Annotated in this window: 17 protein-coding genes; 9 read left to right on the forward strand and 8 right to left on the reverse strand. The window is 41.3% G+C overall.

The genetic code is table 11. The annotated features are described in order from the left end of the window. Positions 1-23: 23 nt before the first annotated feature. Positions 24-2,015 (forward strand): penicillin-binding protein 2, encoded by a 1,992-nt coding sequence (mrdA, locus tag B2400_RS06745; RefSeq protein ID WP_149526764.1) that lies wholly within the window; start codon positions 24-26, stop codon positions 2,013-2,015. Then, on the forward strand, positions 2,008-3,282 hold the full coding sequence (gene rodA, locus B2400_RS06750) for a rod shape-determining protein RodA (RefSeq protein WP_293932024.1): 1,275 nt from the start codon (positions 2,008-2,010) through the stop codon (positions 3,280-3,282). Before mrdA ends, rodA begins: the two co-directional genes overlap by 8 nt. Here rodA and B2400_RS06755 read toward each other — a convergent pair. From B2400_RS06755 to B2400_RS06765, 3 genes are read right to left on the reverse strand one after another with little or no spacing between them, the layout of a single operon-like run. Further along, a complete protein-coding gene (locus B2400_RS06755; RefSeq protein WP_293932026.1) occupies positions 3,279-4,133 on the reverse strand; it encodes a nucleoside phosphorylase in 855 nt (284 codons plus the stop codon). The two genes, rodA and B2400_RS06755, sit on opposite strands and share 4 nt — an antisense overlap. Beyond that, positions 4,130-4,747 carry a YigZ family protein gene (locus tag B2400_RS06760; RefSeq protein ID WP_149526767.1) on the reverse strand — a complete coding sequence of 206 codons (618 nt, stop codon included), beginning with the start codon at positions 4,745-4,747 and terminating at the stop codon, positions 4,130-4,132. The genes B2400_RS06755 and B2400_RS06760 overlap by 4 nt, the downstream gene beginning before the upstream one ends. Further along, the gene (locus B2400_RS06765; RefSeq protein WP_293932029.1) at positions 4,744-5,598 is read right to left on the reverse strand and encodes an EamA/RhaT family transporter; all 855 of its coding nucleotides are present in this window, start codon (positions 5,596-5,598) and stop codon (positions 4,744-4,746) included. The genes B2400_RS06760 and B2400_RS06765 overlap by 4 nt, the downstream gene beginning before the upstream one ends. Positions 5,599-6,229: 631 nt before the next feature. On the opposite strand from B2400_RS06765, the gene B2400_RS06770 reads away from it, so the two are divergent. The 5 genes from B2400_RS06770 to B2400_RS06790 all read left to right on the forward strand — a co-directional run bounded on the left by B2400_RS06770 (position 6,230) and on the right by B2400_RS06790 (position 11,466). Next, on the forward strand, positions 6,230-7,060 hold the full coding sequence (locus B2400_RS06770; protein ID WP_293932031.1) for a prephenate dehydratase: 831 nt from the start codon (positions 6,230-6,232) through the stop codon (positions 7,058-7,060). Positions 7,061-7,097: 37 nt separating this feature from the next. Then, on the forward strand, positions 7,098-8,204 hold the full coding sequence (locus B2400_RS06775; RefSeq protein WP_149526770.1) for a chorismate mutase: 1,107 nt from the start codon (positions 7,098-7,100) through the stop codon (positions 8,202-8,204). After that, positions 8,204-9,454, forward strand: a complete 1,251-nt coding sequence (gene aroA / locus B2400_RS06780) for a 3-phosphoshikimate 1-carboxyvinyltransferase (RefSeq protein WP_293932034.1) — start codon at positions 8,204-8,206, stop codon at positions 9,452-9,454. The genes B2400_RS06775 and aroA overlap by 1 nt, the downstream gene beginning before the upstream one ends. Before the next feature lie 70 nt (positions 9,455-9,524). Further along, entirely contained in the window at positions 9,525-10,619 is a 1,095-nt protein-coding gene (aroC, locus tag B2400_RS06785) for a chorismate synthase (RefSeq protein WP_293932036.1), read from the forward strand. Then, the gene (locus B2400_RS06790) at positions 10,594-11,466 is read left to right on the forward strand and encodes an ROK family protein (protein WP_293932038.1); all 873 of its coding nucleotides are present in this window, start codon (positions 10,594-10,596) and stop codon (positions 11,464-11,466) included. The genes aroC and B2400_RS06790 overlap by 26 nt, the downstream gene beginning before the upstream one ends. A 467-nt stretch (positions 11,467-11,933) precedes the next feature. On the opposite strand, the gene B2400_RS06795 is transcribed toward B2400_RS06790, so the two are convergent. Beyond that, positions 11,934-14,354, reverse strand: coding sequence for an alpha-ketoacid dehydrogenase subunit alpha/beta (locus tag B2400_RS06795; protein WP_293932040.1), 2,421 nt, complete (start codon positions 14,352-14,354; stop codon positions 11,934-11,936). Positions 14,355-14,492: 138 nt separating this feature from the next. On the opposite strand from B2400_RS06795, the gene B2400_RS06800 reads away from it, so the two are divergent. Both B2400_RS06800 and B2400_RS06805 read left to right on the forward strand, forming a co-directional pair. Then, positions 14,493-15,230: a hypothetical protein gene (locus tag B2400_RS06800; RefSeq protein ID WP_293932041.1), complete on the forward strand. Its 738-nt coding sequence runs from the start codon at positions 14,493-14,495 to the stop codon at positions 15,228-15,230. Between the two features lie 107 nt (positions 15,231-15,337). Beyond that, entirely contained in the window at positions 15,338-15,799 is a 462-nt protein-coding gene (locus B2400_RS06805) for an NUDIX domain-containing protein (RefSeq protein WP_260040850.1), read from the forward strand. 420 nt (positions 15,800-16,219) lie between these two features. On the opposite strand, the gene rlmH is transcribed toward B2400_RS06805, so the two are convergent. The 4 genes from rlmH to B2400_RS06825 form a co-directional block, all read right to left on the reverse strand. Beyond that, complete coding sequence (rlmH, locus tag B2400_RS06810) at positions 16,220-16,693, reverse strand: 23S rRNA (pseudouridine(1915)-N(3))-methyltransferase RlmH (protein WP_149526776.1); 474 nt, start codon at positions 16,691-16,693, stop codon at positions 16,220-16,222. 176 nt (positions 16,694-16,869) lie between these two features. After that, on the reverse strand, positions 16,870-17,508 hold the full coding sequence (locus tag B2400_RS06815) for a YceI family protein (RefSeq protein WP_149526777.1): 639 nt from the start codon (positions 17,506-17,508) through the stop codon (positions 16,870-16,872). A 97-nt stretch (positions 17,509-17,605) separates the two neighbouring features. Then, the gene (gene murA, locus B2400_RS06820; protein WP_293932045.1) at positions 17,606-18,931 is read right to left on the reverse strand and encodes a UDP-N-acetylglucosamine 1-carboxyvinyltransferase; all 1,326 of its coding nucleotides are present in this window, start codon (positions 18,929-18,931) and stop codon (positions 17,606-17,608) included. A gap of 78 nt (positions 18,932-19,009) precedes the next feature. Next, positions 19,010-19,732 (reverse strand): DUF4290 domain-containing protein, encoded by a 723-nt coding sequence (locus B2400_RS06825; RefSeq protein ID WP_149526779.1) that lies wholly within the window; start codon positions 19,730-19,732, stop codon positions 19,010-19,012. Positions 19,733-19,786 lie beyond the last annotated feature (54 nt).

Here is a 19,786-nt window from a genome sequence, read left to right on the forward strand (position 1 = left end):
CATTTGTTACGGTCATTTCATTCATGAATAATAGTTTCTTCAACCGTAAATTCGTCATTCAAGGAATCTTCATAGCCATTGCATTGGTTATAGTCGCAAGGCTTTTCTATCTGCAAATTATCGATGACCGGTATCTGCTATCGGCCAACAATAATGTGATGCGGAAGGTTATTGTCTATCCTGCTCGTGGAGTTATTTTAGACCGCGACGGACAGGTACTTGTTCAAAACGAGCCGGTATATGATATCATGGTGACCCCGAGAGAGGTCAAAGATATCGACACCGTCTTGCTTTGCAATCTATTAAATATCGACACAGCCGATTTCAATACACGCATGAAGAAAGCAAAGGCGCATTCGCCCTATCGCGCTTCGCAGTTTATGAAACAGGTCAGCTCGATAACCTTCGCGAAGTTTCAAGAACATCTATATAAGTTTAGAGGATTCTATTATCAAAACCGTACCGTTAGAAGTTATCCGGACAGTATCGCTGCGCAATTCCTCGGATACATCCAAGAGGTCAACGAGCGAGATATCGAAAAGTCAGATGGCTTTTACCGCCCTGGTGATTATATCGGTGCTTCCGGCGTAGAAAGAGCTTATGAGGATCTTTTACGCGGCAAACGAGGTGTTAAGAACCAAATGGTCGATGCGTTGAACAGACCGAAGGGAAGTTTTATGGAGGGAAAATACGATACGGTCGCTGTTACAGGTGATGGACTGGTATCCTCCCTAGATAAAGACCTGCAGGTGTTAGCAGAGAAAATGATGAAGAATAAGCTGGGATCAGTCGTAGCTATCGAGCCTTCGACGGGTGAAATCTTAACCTTCGTCAGCAGTCCTTCCTACAATCCGAATATGATGGTTGGTCGCGACTTGGGCAATAACTATATGAAGTTGCTCTACGACGAGACGAAACCCATGTTTATCCGCCCAATACAGGCCTCCTACCCTCCAGGCTCGGTATTTAAAGTCGTGGCAGCATTGACGGGACAACAAGCGGGCGTTATCAATGAACAGTCGGTATTTTATTGTCCTGGTGGTTATCGCTATGGCGGCGGTCGCGCGATTATGCGCTGTACCCACGTCGATGGTGCCACAGGATTAGTGAAGTCCATCAAAATGTCCTGCAATACCTACTACGGCTATGTATATGCCAAGATGATTGATTCCAGAGGGATGAGTGGACCGAAAGCATATGACCTTTGGCGTGAAGCGCTTGGTAAGTTTGGTCTAGGACATCGCTTAGGGATTGACCTTCCAGGAGAAAAACCAGGATTGGTTCCTACCTCAGATTTTTATACAAAGCGCTACGGCAATGGCTCTTGGCGTTCAGGATATAACATCTCCCTATCCATCGGGCAAGGAGAGCTAGGTATTACGCCTTTGCAAATGGCGAATATTATGGCAATTGTTGCCAACCGTGGATTCTATTATCGTCCGCACCTAATCAAAGGAATCGGAGAGAAAAAGATCGTCAAAGAAGAGTTTACCGAAAAGATATTTGCCGGTGTTGATGCCAAATATTACGAGCCAGTGATCGAAGGCATGAGCCAAGCGGTCAATCAGGGCGGTACAGGCGCAGCCTCACGTATTCCAGGGATAGAGATGTGCGGAAAGACAGGAACTGTACAAAACCCGCACGGGGAAAACCATGCTGTATTCTTTGCTTTTGCACCTCGTCATAACCCAAAAATCGCAATCGCTGTCTTCGTAGAGAATGCTGGTTATGGTGGTACTTGGGCAGCTCCGATTGCATCTATGCTCGTTGAGAAATACTTGAAAGATACCATCACCTTACCGAAGTATATCCAAGATCGCGTTTATAATGCTAATCTTCTTCCGAAGCCGAAGAAACCGAAGGAAACCGAAGTCAAAAAAGACAGCACTAAAAACCCGAAGGATAGTACAAAAAATAAAACGACAGCACCCTTAAAGTCTGCAGCACGAGACCCGAAAAAAGAACAAAGCGCAGTATTAGTACATCATAGCCAAGTGAGAAGAACACATGAATAGCCTTCAAGAAAAAAGCTTTTTCGGACGAATTGACTGGATAACCATCCTACTGTGGTTCACCTTATGTCTTATTGGTTGGTTTAATATTCATGCCGCGGTCTACGATCCGGAAAACCCCGGGATTTTCAACCTCGCCACGAACTACGGCAAGCAATCCATATATATCTTTACGGCATTAATCATCGGGATCTGTATCCTTATTATCGATTCCCGCTTCTTTATGTCTTCTGCACCGATAATCTATTTTATTGTCGTTCTGCTCTTAATCCTTGTGTTGGTGGTAGGTAGAAACGTCGCAGGAAATCAGGCTTGGATCCCATTGGGAAGCTTCCGTCTTCAGCCCTCGGAGTTTGGAAAACTCGCCACCTGTTTAACACTAGCCTACTATCTCAGTAATCAGACCAACAAGAACCCGAATCTAAAGACCCTATTCGTTGGGGCATGTATTGTCCTATTTCCCGTAGCGTTAGTTATGCTGCAACCGGATACTGGTTCTGCATTGGCATTCTTCTCGCTAACCTTTGTATTCTATAGGGAAGGATATTTGAGCACCGGATTTTTAATTATTGGCGGTTTAGCGATCTTCTTGTTCGTCATAGCGTTATTGATCAACCAATGGATCATTATCGGCTGCATCGCTTTAATCTGCGGTTTCTTTGCATTCACGATGCGGAAAAAGCGGAAGAACGTCATCAACATGGCCATTCTATTTGTTGCTTCATCCGTCTATGTATTATGTGTCGACTTCGCATACGAGAAAATATTGCAGCCGCACCAAAGAAATCGTATCGACATTGTCTTGGGAAAAATCGACGATCCAAGAGGTGGTGGATATAACTTAAACCAATCGAAAATAGCAATTGGATCCGGACAGTTATTCGGCAAAGGTTACCTTCAGGGCACTCAAACAAAATACAACTTCGTACCTGAGCAAAGTACCGACTTTATTTTCTGTACCATCGGTGAGGAATGGGGATTCGTAGGATCGGTCGTATTGACAGCCATCTATCTGACCTTGCTGCTGCGCATTGTGAATATTGCAGAACGACAGCGGACGGCCTTCGCTAGGATCTACGCCTATGGCGTAGCCTCCATCCTATTCTTCCACTTCTTTATCAATATCGGCATGACCATCGGTTTAGTACCAGTTATCGGGATTCCATTGCCTTTCATTAGTTATGGAGGTTCCTCGTTATGGTCGTTTACAATATTATTGTTTATTTTGTTGCGCTTCGATTCCTCAAGAAAAGGAACCGTCGGGATCTAAATACGATCTAGCACCATTTTGATTGCATTATCGATGATTTCCTGCGGATTTTCACAGAATGTTTCTTGAACCCGACTCGCCAAAATAGCATTGATCGAAATCGCATGATGCCCAAGCATATTGCTCAACGCGTAGATCCCCGCTGTTTCCATCTCCAGATTCGTAATCTTTCTTTGGCCGACAGCAAACTGATTCGCGTGCTTTATTAATTGTGGATAGGAATTATTCGTCCTTAAGGATCGTCCTTGGGGGCCGTAGAAGCCAGGCGCAGTCATCGTAACACCTTTAGGCATATCAAATGCAAACTTCGCTAACAACTTCTCTGAAGCATGTCCTACGTAAGGTTTAAAGGTGAGGTCTTCAAAACTATCGATTACCGCCGCTTGTATGGCTGTTTCGGTTTCGGTATAGGGTTTCTTATAGTACTGCATCAACGTATCAAAGCCAATCGCATATTCGCTGGCCAAAACAGTTCCAATGGCAATATTTCCTTGAATAGAACCCGAAGTCCCAATACGAATAATATCTAAGGATTTAATCTCCTCCTTCAGCGTCTTTGTTTCAAAGTCAATATTCACTAAAGCGTCCAGTTCATTCAAGACAATATCGATATTATCAGTACCTATTCCAGTCGAGATTACTGTAAGTCGCTTATCGCCAAGAAAGCCAGTATGTGTAATGAACTCACGCTTTCCTTTTCTAACTTCAATATTATCGAAATACTTAGATACCTCAGCTACGCGGTCGGGATCTCCAACAAAGATAACCGTGTCTGCAATGTCTTCAGGTTTTAAATTAAGATGATAGATGCTCCCATCAGCATTGATAATCAGTTCAGAATCGTTAATCATATGGTCCGTAAATAGTCTACTTCAATCCCCTCGATGTTGTCCAATTTTCCGACAACCTCGTTTACCTGTAATTTACGCATTTCTACATGAATTGTACAGGTTGTATCAAAGTTTTGACTAAGTACTTTTAGATCATATTCCTTCACGATTTTCATCACATCGTTCATCTGCAAATAATCAAAATGAACGGCATAGACATCATTTACTGTTCGCTCCACGACTTCCGCTACGTCGATAGCTTCTTGTGTCGCTGTTTTATAGGCATTTATCAAGCCCGGCACTCCCAATAAGGTGCCACCGAAATAACGCACCACGACGACCAATACATTCGTTATATCTTGCGAGAGCAATACATTTAAAATGGGGCGTCCCGCCGTGCCGGAAGGTTCCCCATCATCATTGACGCGGAAGATACTCCGATCGGGCGTAAGGCGATATGCCCAGCAATGATGTCGAGCTTTGGGATGCTCGGCTTTCAATTGCGCAATAATCTCTTTCAATTTATTCTCATCCCGAAAAGGATAAGCGTAGGCGATAAATTTACTTCCTTTATCTCTAAAAATTCCATCTGCGGGTTCCGCAATGGTTCTATAGGTATCGTCGAATAAACTCACAGCAATGCTATTAATAATACGGATATGATCGCCAAAAGTACCCCAATTTTATTGTAATTGCTAAGTTTTTCTCGAAACAGCAAAACCCCAACAAGTGCTCCAACAGAGATTACGCCGATATTCATCGCCGTAAAAACTAAAGACGGATTCTCCGGCAATGCCTTATGCGCCTTCATATAAAAGACGATGTTTCCAAAATTGAACAATCCCAATACTCCACCATAGGCAACAGCACGAACATCCAAAGCCTGTTTTTTGATGAACAATAGATAACACAAGAATAATAGAGCAAAACCCAATGCCAATACGAAAACAATCCATAACGACGACATGTAAGTAATGCCCGCCAATAATGCAATCTGTTTAAAAAGAATATCGATGATCCCCATCCCGACGAAGACCATTAAGGGAAATACCCAATAGTTCCTTTCATTGCTCGTGTTCTGCTTATTCCATCCAATGGAGAATACGATTGCAAGCAAGCCAAACCCAATACCGATTAGATTTTTGGGAACAATCTTTTCCCCCATAAAGAGGAATGCCGCCAACAAGGGAATAAAAAGCGAAAGCCTTTGCGCGACCTCCGTTTTAACGATCCCACCGTATCGAATAGACATCGCGATACAAATAAAGATTGTTGGCAATAGGAAACCAAGGGGAATATAAAGGTTCCATGGAAGCGAACTATTCCAGACAATCAACTCGGGTTTTAACACGAAATAAGTCATCAACAGCGCGACTGGATAATTCCACACCAACAACTGAAGATAATTAACACCCTTTTCGCGTGCAATCTTAATGATAACGGCTACGGTTACCGAACAAAAGACAGATATTAAAACAAACAACATATCGACAATATTCTATTGTAAACTCAGACCAGTTTATGGCCGAACAAAGATATCTAAATCAGTTCGCTAGACGCGATCGAGTTAAGAATATTTCGAAAACTAGATGTTTCAACATGAAAACATCAGTTTTTTTCGATGATAAAATTTAATAAAAAACCGATTATTTTTAGCCGAAAAAAACTCATTTTTACACCCATTTTTACCTAGAAAACAGAACGTATTTTTACAAGAGAAATAAAACATATTATTTTATCAATAATCTTATTATCAATAGTTTGCAAATTCTAAGATAAAATAAACAACAATAATAACCCTATTTTTTATATAAAAACAACATAATTTTACGTCAATTTTTACTCATTTTTATAGCATAAAAACACGAATTATTTCGATCATAAAACACAATATTTCACATTTTTTTTAAAAATATTTTGCACTTATCAATTTTACCTCTATATTTGAGCCATAACATTAAGGGAATGAACACAAAGAACACATATACTTATTTCTGGCACTTTTATTTTAGCGATAAGAGCAGGGACTAGTATGTAGTATATGGAAAGATATATTTAGAGGTCCCAAAGTAATTTGGGACCTCTTTTTTTTGATTTAATACCGAATAAAAAACAACATGAGTGAAAAGATAAAGATTGCTATCCAAGGAGTTAAAGCCTCCTTCCATGAAGAAGCTGCCTACAAATATTTCGGCAGGGATATCGAAACTTTAGAATGTGAGTCTTTCAAAAAGACTTGCGAACTACTAAAACAAGGCAAAGCTGACTACGTGGTCATGGCAATCGAAAACTCAATTGCAGGAAGCATTCTTCCAAACTACAACCTCCTTCGCGACTACAGATTTCACATCATCGGCGAAGTGCATTTAAACATCCAGCAGCACTTATTAGCATTGCCGGGCACTAAATTAAGCGACATCAAATTCGTCGAGTCCCACCCTATCGCTATCCGCCAATGTGATGAATTCCTAAGCGAGCACCCTGACTGGACCATCAAAGAAGGAATGGATACGGCGGCATGTGCGAAAAAGATCGTCGAAGAGAAATTAACGAATACGGCTGCTATTGCTAGCGAAGCTGCCGCAAAGGTATACGGTATGGAAATCATAGAGAAACGCATTGAAACCAACAAGAAAAATTCAACACGCTTTCTCATTCTTTCCAATGAGGTACAGGAAATCAAAAATGCGAATAAAGCATCGCTATCCTTCCAAACTTCGCACGCCATTGGTGCATTAGCTGCTGTATTGCAATGCTTCGCGGAGCAAAATGTCAACCTTAGCAAAATCCAATCGATGCCTGTTGTAGGTCGTCGCAATGAATACGACTTCTATGTAGACGTAGAATGGAAAAAACAAGCAGATTATGATGCTGCTATCCGTAAAGTATTGAAACATACGGTCAACTTCAGCATCATGGGCGAATACCTGAAAAACGAAAAAATCTAAATCTAATTAAATAAGTAACAACACAAACGCAAATAAGATGAAACACTCATTAGACATTCTTCCTTTGAATTCATGGATTGAAATTGGAGACAAACCTTTAATCATCGCAGGACCTTGTAGCGCAGAAACGGAAGAACAATTAGTTTCTACTGCTCATTTATTAGCCAACACGGGCAAAGTCAATGTACTTCGTGCTGGTATTTGGAAACCTCGTACTCGTCCAGGCGAATTCGAAGGTATCGGCAGTATCGGTTTGGAGTGGATGAAACGTGCTAAAGAAGAAACCGGCTTATTAACAGCAACGGAAGTAGCTACTGCAAAACATGTGGAAGAAGCCCTTGCGGCAGGTATCGACATCCTTTGGGTTGGTGCGCGTTCAACAGCAAACCCATTTACGGTACAAGAAATTGCTGATGCATTGCAGGGCGTAGATGTTCCGGTATTAGTTAAAAACCCGGTAAACCCTGACCTTTCTTTATGGATCGGTGCTTTAGAGCGTATTAACCGTGCGGGTATCAAGAAATTGGCAGCTATCCACCGTGGGTTCTCATCTTATGAAAAAACGGCGTTCCGTAATGAACCAATGTGGGATCTTGCCATTCAATTGAAAACAATCGCTCCTGATCTTCCGATCATCAACGACCCTAGCCATATCTGTGGTAACCGTGAGCTTATCCCTTACGTAACACAAAAAGCAATGGATATGGATATGCAAGGCTTGATCATCGAGTCGCATATTGACCCTTCCGTAGCATGGACAGACGCCAAACAACAAGTTACGCCTGCAGCTTTATCGGATTTATTAGATTCTATTTCTGTGCGTAAGCCTGAGTCCAACAACCCGGCTTTCGAAGATAAATTAACAGAACTACGTGGTCAAATCGATAAACTTGACGACCAGATCATCAAACAAATTGGCGATAGAATGAAGATTGCTGAGAAAATTGGTGAGTTCAAAAGAGATAATAATGTAACCATCCTTCAGGTTAGTCGTTGGGATGAAATCGTTCAAAAACGCGTTTCTCTTGCTAAAGCATTAAACTTAGGCGAAGAATTCACAGTGAAATTCTTAGAGTTATTGCACAACGAGTCAATCCGCAAACAAAACGAAATCATGAACGCTAAATCTGTTGCGGAGGCATAATGACAACAGAGAAATTGATATTATCACATCAATCAAAAACTATTAGAGGCACGGTTCAACTTACTGGCTCCAAGTCAGAGAGCAACCGTGCTCTTATTATCCGCGCTTTGAGCGATGGCATCGTCAAAGTGGAAAACCTGTCGGAAGCCGCTGATACCGTTACTCTGCAGGCAGCATTGGAAATCGCAAAGACAGGGACTGAAGAGTTTAAAACTATTGACATTGGTCCTGCGGGAACCGCCATGCGCTTCTTGACTTCATATTTAAACTTAGTAAAAGGAAACTTTATACTAACAGGAACCGAGCGCATGCAACAGCGTCCGATCGGCATCCTAGTCGATGCATTGAAAACCATTGGCGCCGATATCCACTACGAGAAAAAATCCGGCTTTCCGCCGTTGAAGATCGAAGGGGGTATGTTCCAAAGCAAAGAGCAGGTTGCTATTCAAGGAAATATATCGAGCCAGTATATCTCCTCTCTCCTATTGATTGCGTCGTCCTTAAAGAAAGGTTTGACGATCAACATCGAAGGGGAACTGACATCGAGACCCTATGTAACGATGACGCTCGAAATGTTGAAAGAAGCCGGAATACAATACGACTTTCTGGAACAAAGCATTGCCATCAAGAAGCAGGATTTCCAACCCGCTACAATTTATGTTGAACCGGATTGGAGCGCCGCATCATATTGGTATGCGATGGTCGCATTGGCACAGGAAGCACATATTGTACTACCAGGACTGAAAAAACATAGCTTACAGGGAGACTTTGCAATAATCGATATCATGACGCACTTTGGGGTCACCTCAACCTTTGAGAAAGATGGTCTGCATTTACGCAAATCAGGGCTGATCTCTAAGAAATCATTGTTTGATTTCAAAGAATGTCCTGACCTCGCGCAGACTGTCGTGGTCGTTGCTGCAGCATTGCGAAAAGACACCTCTTTTACGGGCCTTGAAACATTAAAAATTAAAGAAACAGACCGCATCTTGGCATTACAGCAGGAGATCGGCAAGTTCGGCGCGGAGTTAATTGCCGAGGGCGAGGTTTATCACCTCAAGACCGACAAGGTATTCGAGCCTGAACAAATCAGTATCGCAACTTATGAAGATCACCGTATGGCTATGGCCTTCGCACCTCTTGCATTAGTTTTCGATCAAGTAACTATTGAAGAACCTGAGGTGGTAGAGAAATCATACCCCTCGTTCTGGAAACACCTTGCTGAGCAGGGTTTTCATATCGTGGAATAAGGCATATTATTCCACGATTTACTCCTTTTTATTACGCGCATTTTTTTATATTTACGAGCATTTACAAATTATGGCAGGAAACACTTTCGGGGATATTTTCAAGATTAGCACTTTCGGCGAATCACATGGTGCAGCAATCGGCGTTATACTAGATGGCTGTCCGCCTTTGGTCGAAATTGATGAAGAATTTATTCAATCTGAACTCGACAAACGCCGACCTGGACAATCGAAGATTACCACCCAACGCAAGGAAAGTGATACTGCACAGATTCTATCTGGCGTATTTGAAGGCAAATCAACAGGCACGCCAATAGCCATTGTTATTCCTAACGAAGACCAACGATCTAAAGACTACTCGCATATCCAAGACAAATTCCGCCCATCTCACGCAGACTATACCTATCAGACGAAGTATGGCATACGTGACTATCGCGGCGGCGGTCGCTCGTCGGCAAGAGAAACCGCAGCACGCGTTGCTGCCGGAGCCATTGCCAAGCTTTTCTTAAAACAACGTGGCATAGAAATATTTGCGCACGTTTCTGGCGTAGGAAAGCTCGAAGCACCGAATTTGGACACCTCGGATCTGCAACAACTCTTAGAACAACGCGAAAGCAACATCGTGCGTTGCGCAGACCCTGCCACTGCGGCCGAAATGACCGAATTTATCGATCAGGTACGCAAGAATGGCGACACGGTAGGTGGTAGAATTAATACGATCATCCGCAATGTTCCAGTAGGTCTTGGAGAACCGGTTTTCGATAAATTGCACGCAGATCTAGCAAAGGCTATGATGAGCATCAATGCTGTTCACGGCTTTGAATATGGCTCTGGCTTCGATGGATCACAAATGCTGGGATCGGAACACAACGATATATTTGTAAATCACGACTCGAAAATAAAAACATTAACCAATTTTTCAGGAGGCATTCAAGGTGGTATTTCCAATGGTATGGATATCACTTTCAAAACAGCTTTCAAACCTGTTGCAACCATTATGAGAGATCAAGCAACGATCAATGAGCAAGGCGACGACACAACAATATCTGGCAAAGGTCGTCACGACCCATGTGTTGTTCCACGTGCGGTAATCATTGTCGAAGCTATGGCTGCATTGGTGATCGCTGACCACCTCTTAAAATATGAAGCTTATCATAATGCCAAGTAACGAACTTATTCTTTCTTGTGATATTGGCGGAACGCACATTACCTCCGCCATTGTCGACAGTAGTAATTGGACTATCTTAGAAGATACGATCACCCGCTCGCATGTAAATTCGAAAGCAGAAGCTAAATCGATTTTACAAGAATGGACGAGCAATATGAGGGACTGTTTATCCAAAGTCGACAGCCCCGTTGAAGCCATTGGCATCGCTGCTCCCGGCCCCTTTGATTATGAAAACGGCATCCCTCTGATGAAAGGACAGTCCAAATATGACGAGCTGTATCAGATGCCGGTTACGGAGCCAATCAAAGATTTAATCGGTATTAATAACCTAAACATCCGTTATATCAATGATGCTGCGGCGTTTTTACAAGGCGAAGTTTATGGTAGTGGATTAGACAAGGAGGATTGCATTCTTGGAATCACCCTAGGCACAGGCTTAGGTTCTGCCGTATGGTATAATGGTGAAAAAGCCTTCGACGCCGACCTATGGAACAGCCCATACCAAGAAGATATCTTCGAAGAATACTTAGTGACACGCTGGTTTATCAAACGATTTAAAGAACTTACCGGACTTGAGGAGTCTGGTCTTCGTGAGATTCTTGAAAAGCACGAAGACAGCTCTGAAACTGAACAATTATTAGCGGAGTATCGAGACCAACTATTAGATTTCTTATTATTCTTCAGCAAGAAATACAATTGCCATCAATTTATAATGGGTGGAAACATCAGTAAGGCATGGGACAAAATATTCCCTGATAAAAGTCAATTGAGCAATTACAAAATCGAAATCGGCAAATTTCAAGAGCAAGCAGCAATTATCGGAGCTGCAAGCCTATTCAATAGCTAAAATCCTCTTTAGAAAAAAATAATATAAACGAGCTGCGTTGATTAAATCGACTGCAGCTCGCTTCGTTATGGCCGATATGAAGAACTGACCTAAATGCAGAGGCATCCTTTTTTTAAGTCTATCAAACCCAATGTAAAGCCCTTCCGGAGCGGTTATGATTGGGGTTTGTATTGGGTATGAAAGGGCTTTACAAGGGGTCTGACCAAAAGAAAGGTTGATTTGGTCTTATATCTGGTCTGAACCAAGAAAGGAAGGATTTAAGGATTATCAGGATCTAGTCTAACGATTAGATACTTAACTACTTTCGACTATGAAGATGAGTAAGATCCTGCTGCTCCTTAAATCCTTCCTTTCCTGGTTCGAGACAAACTCTCCCTTTCTTTTCTGGTTTGAAACGAAACCAGACAATTTCTAACAAAAAAAAGCTGTCTTCACAGACAGCTTCCCTTTTTTACAATTTATTTATTTTATGAAAATAATGGCGGATACTCGTTTGGCCGGCTATCTGTCATAATCTTGTAGGCAGCTTCTACGACATCGTCAACAGCTGGTTTGGTGAAATAATCACCGTCAGAACCATATGGAGGGCGATGAGCTTTCGCTGTTAAGGTTCGAGGTTGACTATCTAAGAGATAGTATCCCCCCTGAACTTCTAGAATCTCGTGTAATATATAGGATGATGCACCTCCAGGGAAGTCTTCATCAACGATTAATAATCTATTTGTTTTCTCTAGCGAGGCTTTACATAGATGATCCTGATCGAACGGCGATAAGCATTGTGCATCGACAATCTCGATAGAAATCCCTAACTTCTCTAGTTCTAGCGCTGCCTCTTGCACGATGCGCAAGGTAGAGCCATAAGAAACCACCGTAATGTCAGAACCCTCACGCAATAACTCAGCCTTTCCGATCGGCACTGTGAATTCGCCTACATTGTGCGGCATTTTCTCTTTCAAACGGTAACCGTTCAGGCATTCGACAACCAAAGCAGGCTCATCAGCATTCAATAAGGTATTGTACATTCCGGCCGCTTGGGTCATATTTCTAGGCACGCAGATGTGCATACCGCGCAACCCTCCTAATAGCACCGACATAGGTGACCCGGAGTGCCAGATACCTTCCAAACGGTGACCACGCGTACGTACGATCAAAGGCGCTCTCTGGCGTCCTTTTGTTCTGTAGCTCAAGCTGGCAAGATCGTCGCTCAATACCGGCATCGCATAGATCAAGTAATCGAGATACTGTATCTCAGCAATCGGGCGGAAACCGCGTATCGCGAGGCCTAAGCCCTTACCAATAATCGCCGATTCGCGTATGCCTGTGTCGAAGATACGTTGTGCACCAAACTCTTCCTGAAGTCCGGCAAAACCTTGATTGACATCGCCGATTTTACCTACGTCTTCTCCAAAAGCAATGAGTCGAGCGTCGCGCTCAAAGTTCGCTCTAAAGCAAGCGTTCAGTACTTCACGACCATCCACAATAGGCGAATTATCGTCGATATCTGCGTCGATCTTCTCAACCTTAAGCGGTGAGTATTTTGTATCTGTAAATAGCTTGTCGTTGAATCGGCTGTGATTTACTTTCTGCTTCTCCTGATACCAGGCTAACAATTCGGCTTTTCCTTCCAGTTCTATACCTCTCAGATCGCGAATAACACGACGGATATTGACATACACTTCTTTTAGGGATAAGTCCGATAAAGACAATAAGGTTTTCAACGGCAATTCAACCGCATGGTGATTTAGCTTTTCTAATAAGGCGATGCCTTCATCTAAATCAACTTGCAGTGTTTTTCGGTAATCAGACCATGCCCTCTTTTGTTCCTGACGAACAAAATCCTTCATTTCCGACTCGATTTCTTTTAGCTCTTCATCGCTTGCTAGGCCAGACTCCAATAACCAATCGCGCATGCGCTGATTACAATCGAATTCGGTTTCCCAGTTCAAGCGATCTTGATCTTTATAACGTTCGTGCGAGCCCGAGGTTGAGTGACCTTGCGGCTGCGTAATATCTGTTACATGGACAATGCAGGGTTGATGTTGCGTTCTGGCAAATTCCGCTGCTTTTTCATAAACTTCACAAAGTCCGGCATAATCCCAGCCTTTAACGCGAAAGATTTCATAGCCTGCGCCTGCTTCATCCCGTTGGAATCCGCGAAGGACGGATGAAATATCGCCTTTTGTCGTTTGTACCTCATTTGGAACAGAAATACCGTAGCCATCATCCCAAATGGAAATGACAACAGGAATCTGTTTTACACCTGCAGCATTCACGGTTTCCCAGAACACCCCTTCGGAGGTCGCTGCATTCCCGATTGTACAAAAGACGACTTCTTCCCCATCCTTGGAGAATTTCGTCTTATGCGAAAGATTTGGATTGTCTTTATACAGTTTGGATGCAAGACCCAATCCTAGTATACGCGCCATCTGCCCTCCTGTAGTGGAGATATCCGAGACGGTATTATATTGTTGGGTTTGATCAATCCATTCGCCCTCTTCGTCCACTAAGGGCATTGCGAAATGGGCAACCATTTGGCGGCCTGCAGAGGAAGTATCGGCTTCGATAGTAGGATTTGCATACAGTTGAGAAAAGAAATGATAGACAGTGCTTATGTTTAAAGCAAATGCCAATGTTTGATCTCTGTAATATCCGGAACGCCAGTCTCCAGGTTTAAAAACCTTTGCTAAAGCGATTTGCGCGAGTTCTTTTCCATCACCAAAAATACCAAATTTAGCCTTACCGGTAAGAACTTCTTTCCTTCCTAGTAGACTAACAAAACGGCTTTGTACAGCTAGTTTATAATCGGCAATCAGCAATTCGCGGAACTCTTCGTAGCTCATTTTAGCTGAGTTAAACTGCACTGGTCGTGTCGTATTTGTTTCTGACATCTATGCGTTTGTTTTTTAACAAAAGTAAGCAATTTAACCCGTTAATCTTACCCTATTTCCGGGAAAACAGAGGAAAATTGACTTGTTGGTCGTTCTTTTATCCAATAATCACTACTTTTAGCCGTATTTTAATTTTATATGAGCACGATACATTTTTTTGATGCTAACGGAGGCGCAGGAAATTTAGGCGATTTGGAAAAAACAATCGTCTTAAATAAATTAATGGAAACAGAATTAGCGGAAAGAGAGTCGAAATGGATTGCCGATTTTCTTCAAGTAATCGACGAAGCTAATCTCAAGGTTGGCGATCCGGAGATCATGATGAGCAACGACGGATTCCCTTACTTTAACCTGAGAACGATTGAAGAAGGCGAGAATTTCCAAGCATTCGTGATTAAGCAAAAATTACCAACAATATTGGGAAATGGCTTTGGTGTATCCATCAATGCACATAAACCTAATCCGGATTGGATTTTCACCTATGGTGACTTGTCCAACCTGCAAATCAACAATGAGTTTTATACGGACGAGCATCTATTCTCTAAAAACACCGGAAATTTTGCTCTAGGCAAGGATGAGCAGGTTTTGGTGGGTCAGCCATCCGAAGCGATACTTCCTGCTTTTGTGCGTCAGCAATTACGCGAATATTTACAGTATAATGGTGTCAAGATGCCAAAGATTATGTTGATTGCCAGAAATTACGAAGATGAGGCAAACGTTACGCAAGATTTAGTGATCAATGTGACTCCGAAAAACTTTGCTAACGAAAAGGAATACGAACAAGCGATGAATAGTATCTCCTGGTTCTTACCAAGACACTACTCCATCGTCGGCATGGATGAGAATGCGATTCCTTCGGGATTCGAATTGTTATAAGAATAAATGATTTGCCAAGGATGGGGTACTCTTCCCATCTTGGCAGATTTAAGAAGACATATCTACCAAAAAAGATTGTTAATATTTAAGATCATATTTATTTAAGGATGTATTTATTTAATGTAAGGGTTTACGGGATTCTAGTCAATGAGCAGGGTGAAGTTTTGATTAGTGATGAGCGAACGGAAAACGTTTCTTTTACGAAGTTTCCGGGTGGCGGACTGGAGTATGGCGAAGGACTTTTGGATGCGTTGAAGCGGGAGTATATGGAAGAAACCGGACTTGAAATCGAGGTTGTAAAACACATCTATACGACCGATTTTTGGGAAAAGTCAAGTTTTAATGATAGTCAAATTATTTCCATCTATTATCAAGTACATCCTATTAATAAAGTGGAATTAAATATTAAGACAAAAATCTTCGATTTTACAGAAAAAAGCGTAGAAGGAAAGCTACAATCTTTTAGATTAATGCCGGTGGAAAAACTGCATCAAAAAGACTTAACCTTTAAAACTGACCAAGTTGCGTGGGTTGAATTTTTAAAAACTCTTGACAAAATTCAATTATAATATAAATGTTGCAACTTTTATTTGATTTTATAATAAAAGGTTTTTACTTTTACATTAGGTCAGGGAGATAATTCCTGATCTACGTTTTGAAAACACCTAGTTCTATAGGGTTTTATTAATAGTTAGTGTGATTTTAAGGCGATACTCCCCGTATCGCCTTATTTATTGTGTCACAATATATTTCACGAAAAAAGGCGGCTAAATGCCACCTTCTGTATTTCCATGTCAACATGCTCTTAACTGAATATATAAGCGAGTAAGATTACAAGAGCACCACCAATAATGATAATCCATTTATTCATATCAGTGCCATGCGCCCCTTCTTGACTTTTGTATTTATAATCTCTCTTAAACTTATCTAAATCCATTTTATCCTCCTTCTTTATTATAAGATGCAATTCATATTAAAATTACATAAAATTATTCATGATGATAGGGTTCTCCACGCATAATCGTATGCGCTCTATACAATTGTTCCACGAAAAACAACCTCACCATCTGATGCGAGAATGTCATTTTGGATAGCGATAGCTTTCCATTAGCCCGATCATAAACCTGCTGATCAAAGCCGTATGGCCCTCCGATCACCAACACAATATGTGAAACACTCGAGAGCATTTGCTTTTCCAGAAAGCCGGAAAATTCAATGGAACTATACATCTTCCCCCGCTCATCTAATAACATAACGTAATCTTGGTTGGAAATGTTTTTCAAGATTAGCTGCGCTTCCTTCTCCTTCTGCTGAGCTTCACTTAGATTCTTAGCATTTTTGATGTCTGGAATCACAATAATCTGAAAGTTACAATAATGCTTCAAGCGCTTGGTATAGACCTCTATCCCCTGCTCGATATATTTATCATCTGTTTTTCCGATGCAAATCAGGCTAATCTTCATGTTTGCAAAATTACACATTTACGATGCTATGAGAGCAGTTAGTGCATAAAACTTTATTGTCTCCATTGATACCTCAAAAGATATGGAAGCTCATGATCGCTTGCGGCAAGTGACATATCATAATAAAAAAAGCCTCCGATCATTGACCGGAGGCTTCGAAAAACTAAAATAGAATATTATTTCTTTGCTACTAAAGTAATATCAAAGTTTACTTCTTTAGAGATTAAATCATCAGATTTACCTTCGTAATTTACTCCCCAGTCAGCTCTTGCAATATTGAAGTTTGCAGTAGCTTTAACTGCAGCATCAGTAGCTTCAACAACTTTGGCATCGAAAGTGATGTTTTTGCTGATACCTTTGATAGTTAAGTTACCTGATACTACTAAATCACCAGCAGTTGCTCCAGCTTTAACTTCAGTAATAACGAAAGAAGCTTCAGGATGAGTTGCTACCGCGAAGAAATCATCAGCTTTTAAGTGACCATCCAATTTCTCTTTGTACTCACCTTCTAAGTCAGTTGCACTGATTGTGTTCATATCTAAAACAAAGTTACCACCAGTAACTGTTCCGTTTTCAACATTGATTGAACCAGATTTAACATCTACAGTTCCTGTGTGTTTGCCAGATACTTTTGTACCAGTCCAAACTACTTTAGACTCTGCGGTATCTACAGTATAAGCTTCACCAGCAACTGCTACTGAATCTGTAGTCGCTACAACTGAATCTGTTGTTTCTGCCTTTTTACCTTCTGGGTTTCCAGCGCATGAAGCAAGAACTAATCCTGCGATCGCTGAAAGTAAAGTGATTTTTTTCATTTTATTTGTTTAAACATTAAAATTTGATACAAAAATAGTTTGTTGCTAAATCTTTCCAAATATCGTGAGGGAATTTAACAATTTACAGACAATTAGACTAGTGGCCTAAAGGCTGTGCATCAATACGTCGGATATCTGCCCCTAGCGCTTTCAAGCGCTCCTCGATATGCTGATAACCACGTTCAATTTGCTCAATATTATAGATTACCGACTTTCCTTGTGCTGATAGAGCAGCAATCAATAAGGAAACTCCCGCACGGATGTCTGGCGACGTCATCTCAATACCACGCAAATGTTGTTGTTTGTTTAAACCAATTACAGTAGCTCTATGTGGGTCACAAAGGATAATCTGAGCCCCCATATCGATCAACTTATCAACGAAGAATAAACGACTTTCGAACATCTTCTGATGAATCAACACGTTTCCTTTCGCTTGAATAGCAGTTACCAATACAATACTTAATAAATCGGGAGTAAAACCAGGCCATGGGGCATCCGAAATAGTAAGAATGGATCCATCAATGAATGTATCGATTTCGTAACTATCTTGAGCAGGAATATAAATATCGTCGCCACGCAACTCAAACTTAATACCCAAACGAGAAAAAACCGTAGGAATAATTCCAAGTTCATTGAAGCATACATTCTTAATTGTAATCTCAGAACCTGTCATGGCTGCTAATCCGATGAAAGAACCAATTTCAATCATATCCGGCAACATGCGATGTTCAGTACCACCTAATGTCTCAACGCCTTCAATCGTTAACAGGTTAGAACCAATACCAGAGATCTTTGCCCCCATACGGTTCAACATCTTGCACAACTGTTGCAAGTATGGCTCACAGGCAGCATTGTAGATCGTTGTTGTACCTTTAGCCAATACTGCTGCCATTACTATATTTGCAGTACCGGTCACTGATGCTTCATCTAACAGGATGTATGTTCCTTTTAGCTCTGTTGCATCCACATTGAAGAAATGCTTTTCAGCGTCATAAACGAACTTTGCACCTAATTTCTCAAATCCAAGAAAGTGAGTATCTAATCGACGGCGACCGATTTTGTCACCACCTGGTTTAGGAATTGCTGCTTTACCAAAACGAGCTAACAAAGGCCCAACAATCATGATCGACCCGCGCAAGCTACCGCCTTTACGTTTAAACTCCTCCGATTGGAAATAATCAATATTGATGTCGCTCGCTTCAAACTCATACGTATCCTCATTGACACGATTTACTTTTACGCCTAAAGCGATAAGTAAGTCGATCAATTTATTTACATCTTTAATATCTGGAATATTACTGATGGTCATCTTTTCCGCTGTCAATAATACTGCAGAGATAATCTGAAGCGCTTCGTTTTTAGCGCCCTGAGGTACAATCTCACCTTTTAATGGCTTTCCACCACGGATTTCAAATGCGTTCATAGTATAGTCTTACAAAAACAAAAAAGCAATCGTCATTTATATTCTAACCATTGCTTTTCTCTGTTTATGAATGTTGTTTTATTTTTTACGTTTAATATTCTGCTTATTGTTGTTGTTATTGTTGTTGAAGGTTCTTCCTTTATTATTGTCATTACGTTGGAAAGAGCCCTTTCCTTTGGAATGCGAACCTTGATTATTGTTGCTTCGATTATCACTTCCTGTCTTAACACGACTTCCCGGAGGCGGCGTTTTGAAATCTAATTTCGTCAACACGGTATCTGCAGGTAAAGCTAATTCGCCTTGCGATAGAGTCTTCAAATCTTCTAGGATCTGATCATCGGATACAGAATCTTTATTCCATGTCAAGTAAGCCATCTTCATGAAATTCGCAATACCAATTGTCATTTTCACGCGTGCTTCCTCATTAGGAAGAGCCTTCGCTTTCTTGATCATTTCCTCCACAGTATGTCCGTAATGTTTAAAACGGATGGGGTGATTAGGATATTGAAGCGTTTGTGGCTTATGATGAATTTCTTCTTTCTTCGGAATTGGATATGGAGAGTCCACATCGATCTTAAAGTCCGAAATAATATAAAGGTGATCCCAAAGTTTATGTTTAAAGTCAGAGACATCACGAAGATGCGGGTTCAGCACACCCATCATGTCGATAACGACTTGTGCTAGGCGGTTTCTTTCTTCACGATCTGATAGGGTGCAGATATAATCCACCATATTTTGTACGTTTCTACCATATTCAGCTAGGATCAGCTTAGGTCTTGTACTGTTATAATCAAAAATCATATGTTATTGTATTGACTCCTCAGCTGGAGTCTTTTTATTTTGAATGTAATATAC

Source organism: Sphingobacterium sp. UBA6645, assembly GCF_002455685.1.
Taxonomy (GTDB): domain Bacteria; phylum Bacteroidota; class Bacteroidia; order Sphingobacteriales; family Sphingobacteriaceae; genus Sphingobacterium; species Sphingobacterium hotanense.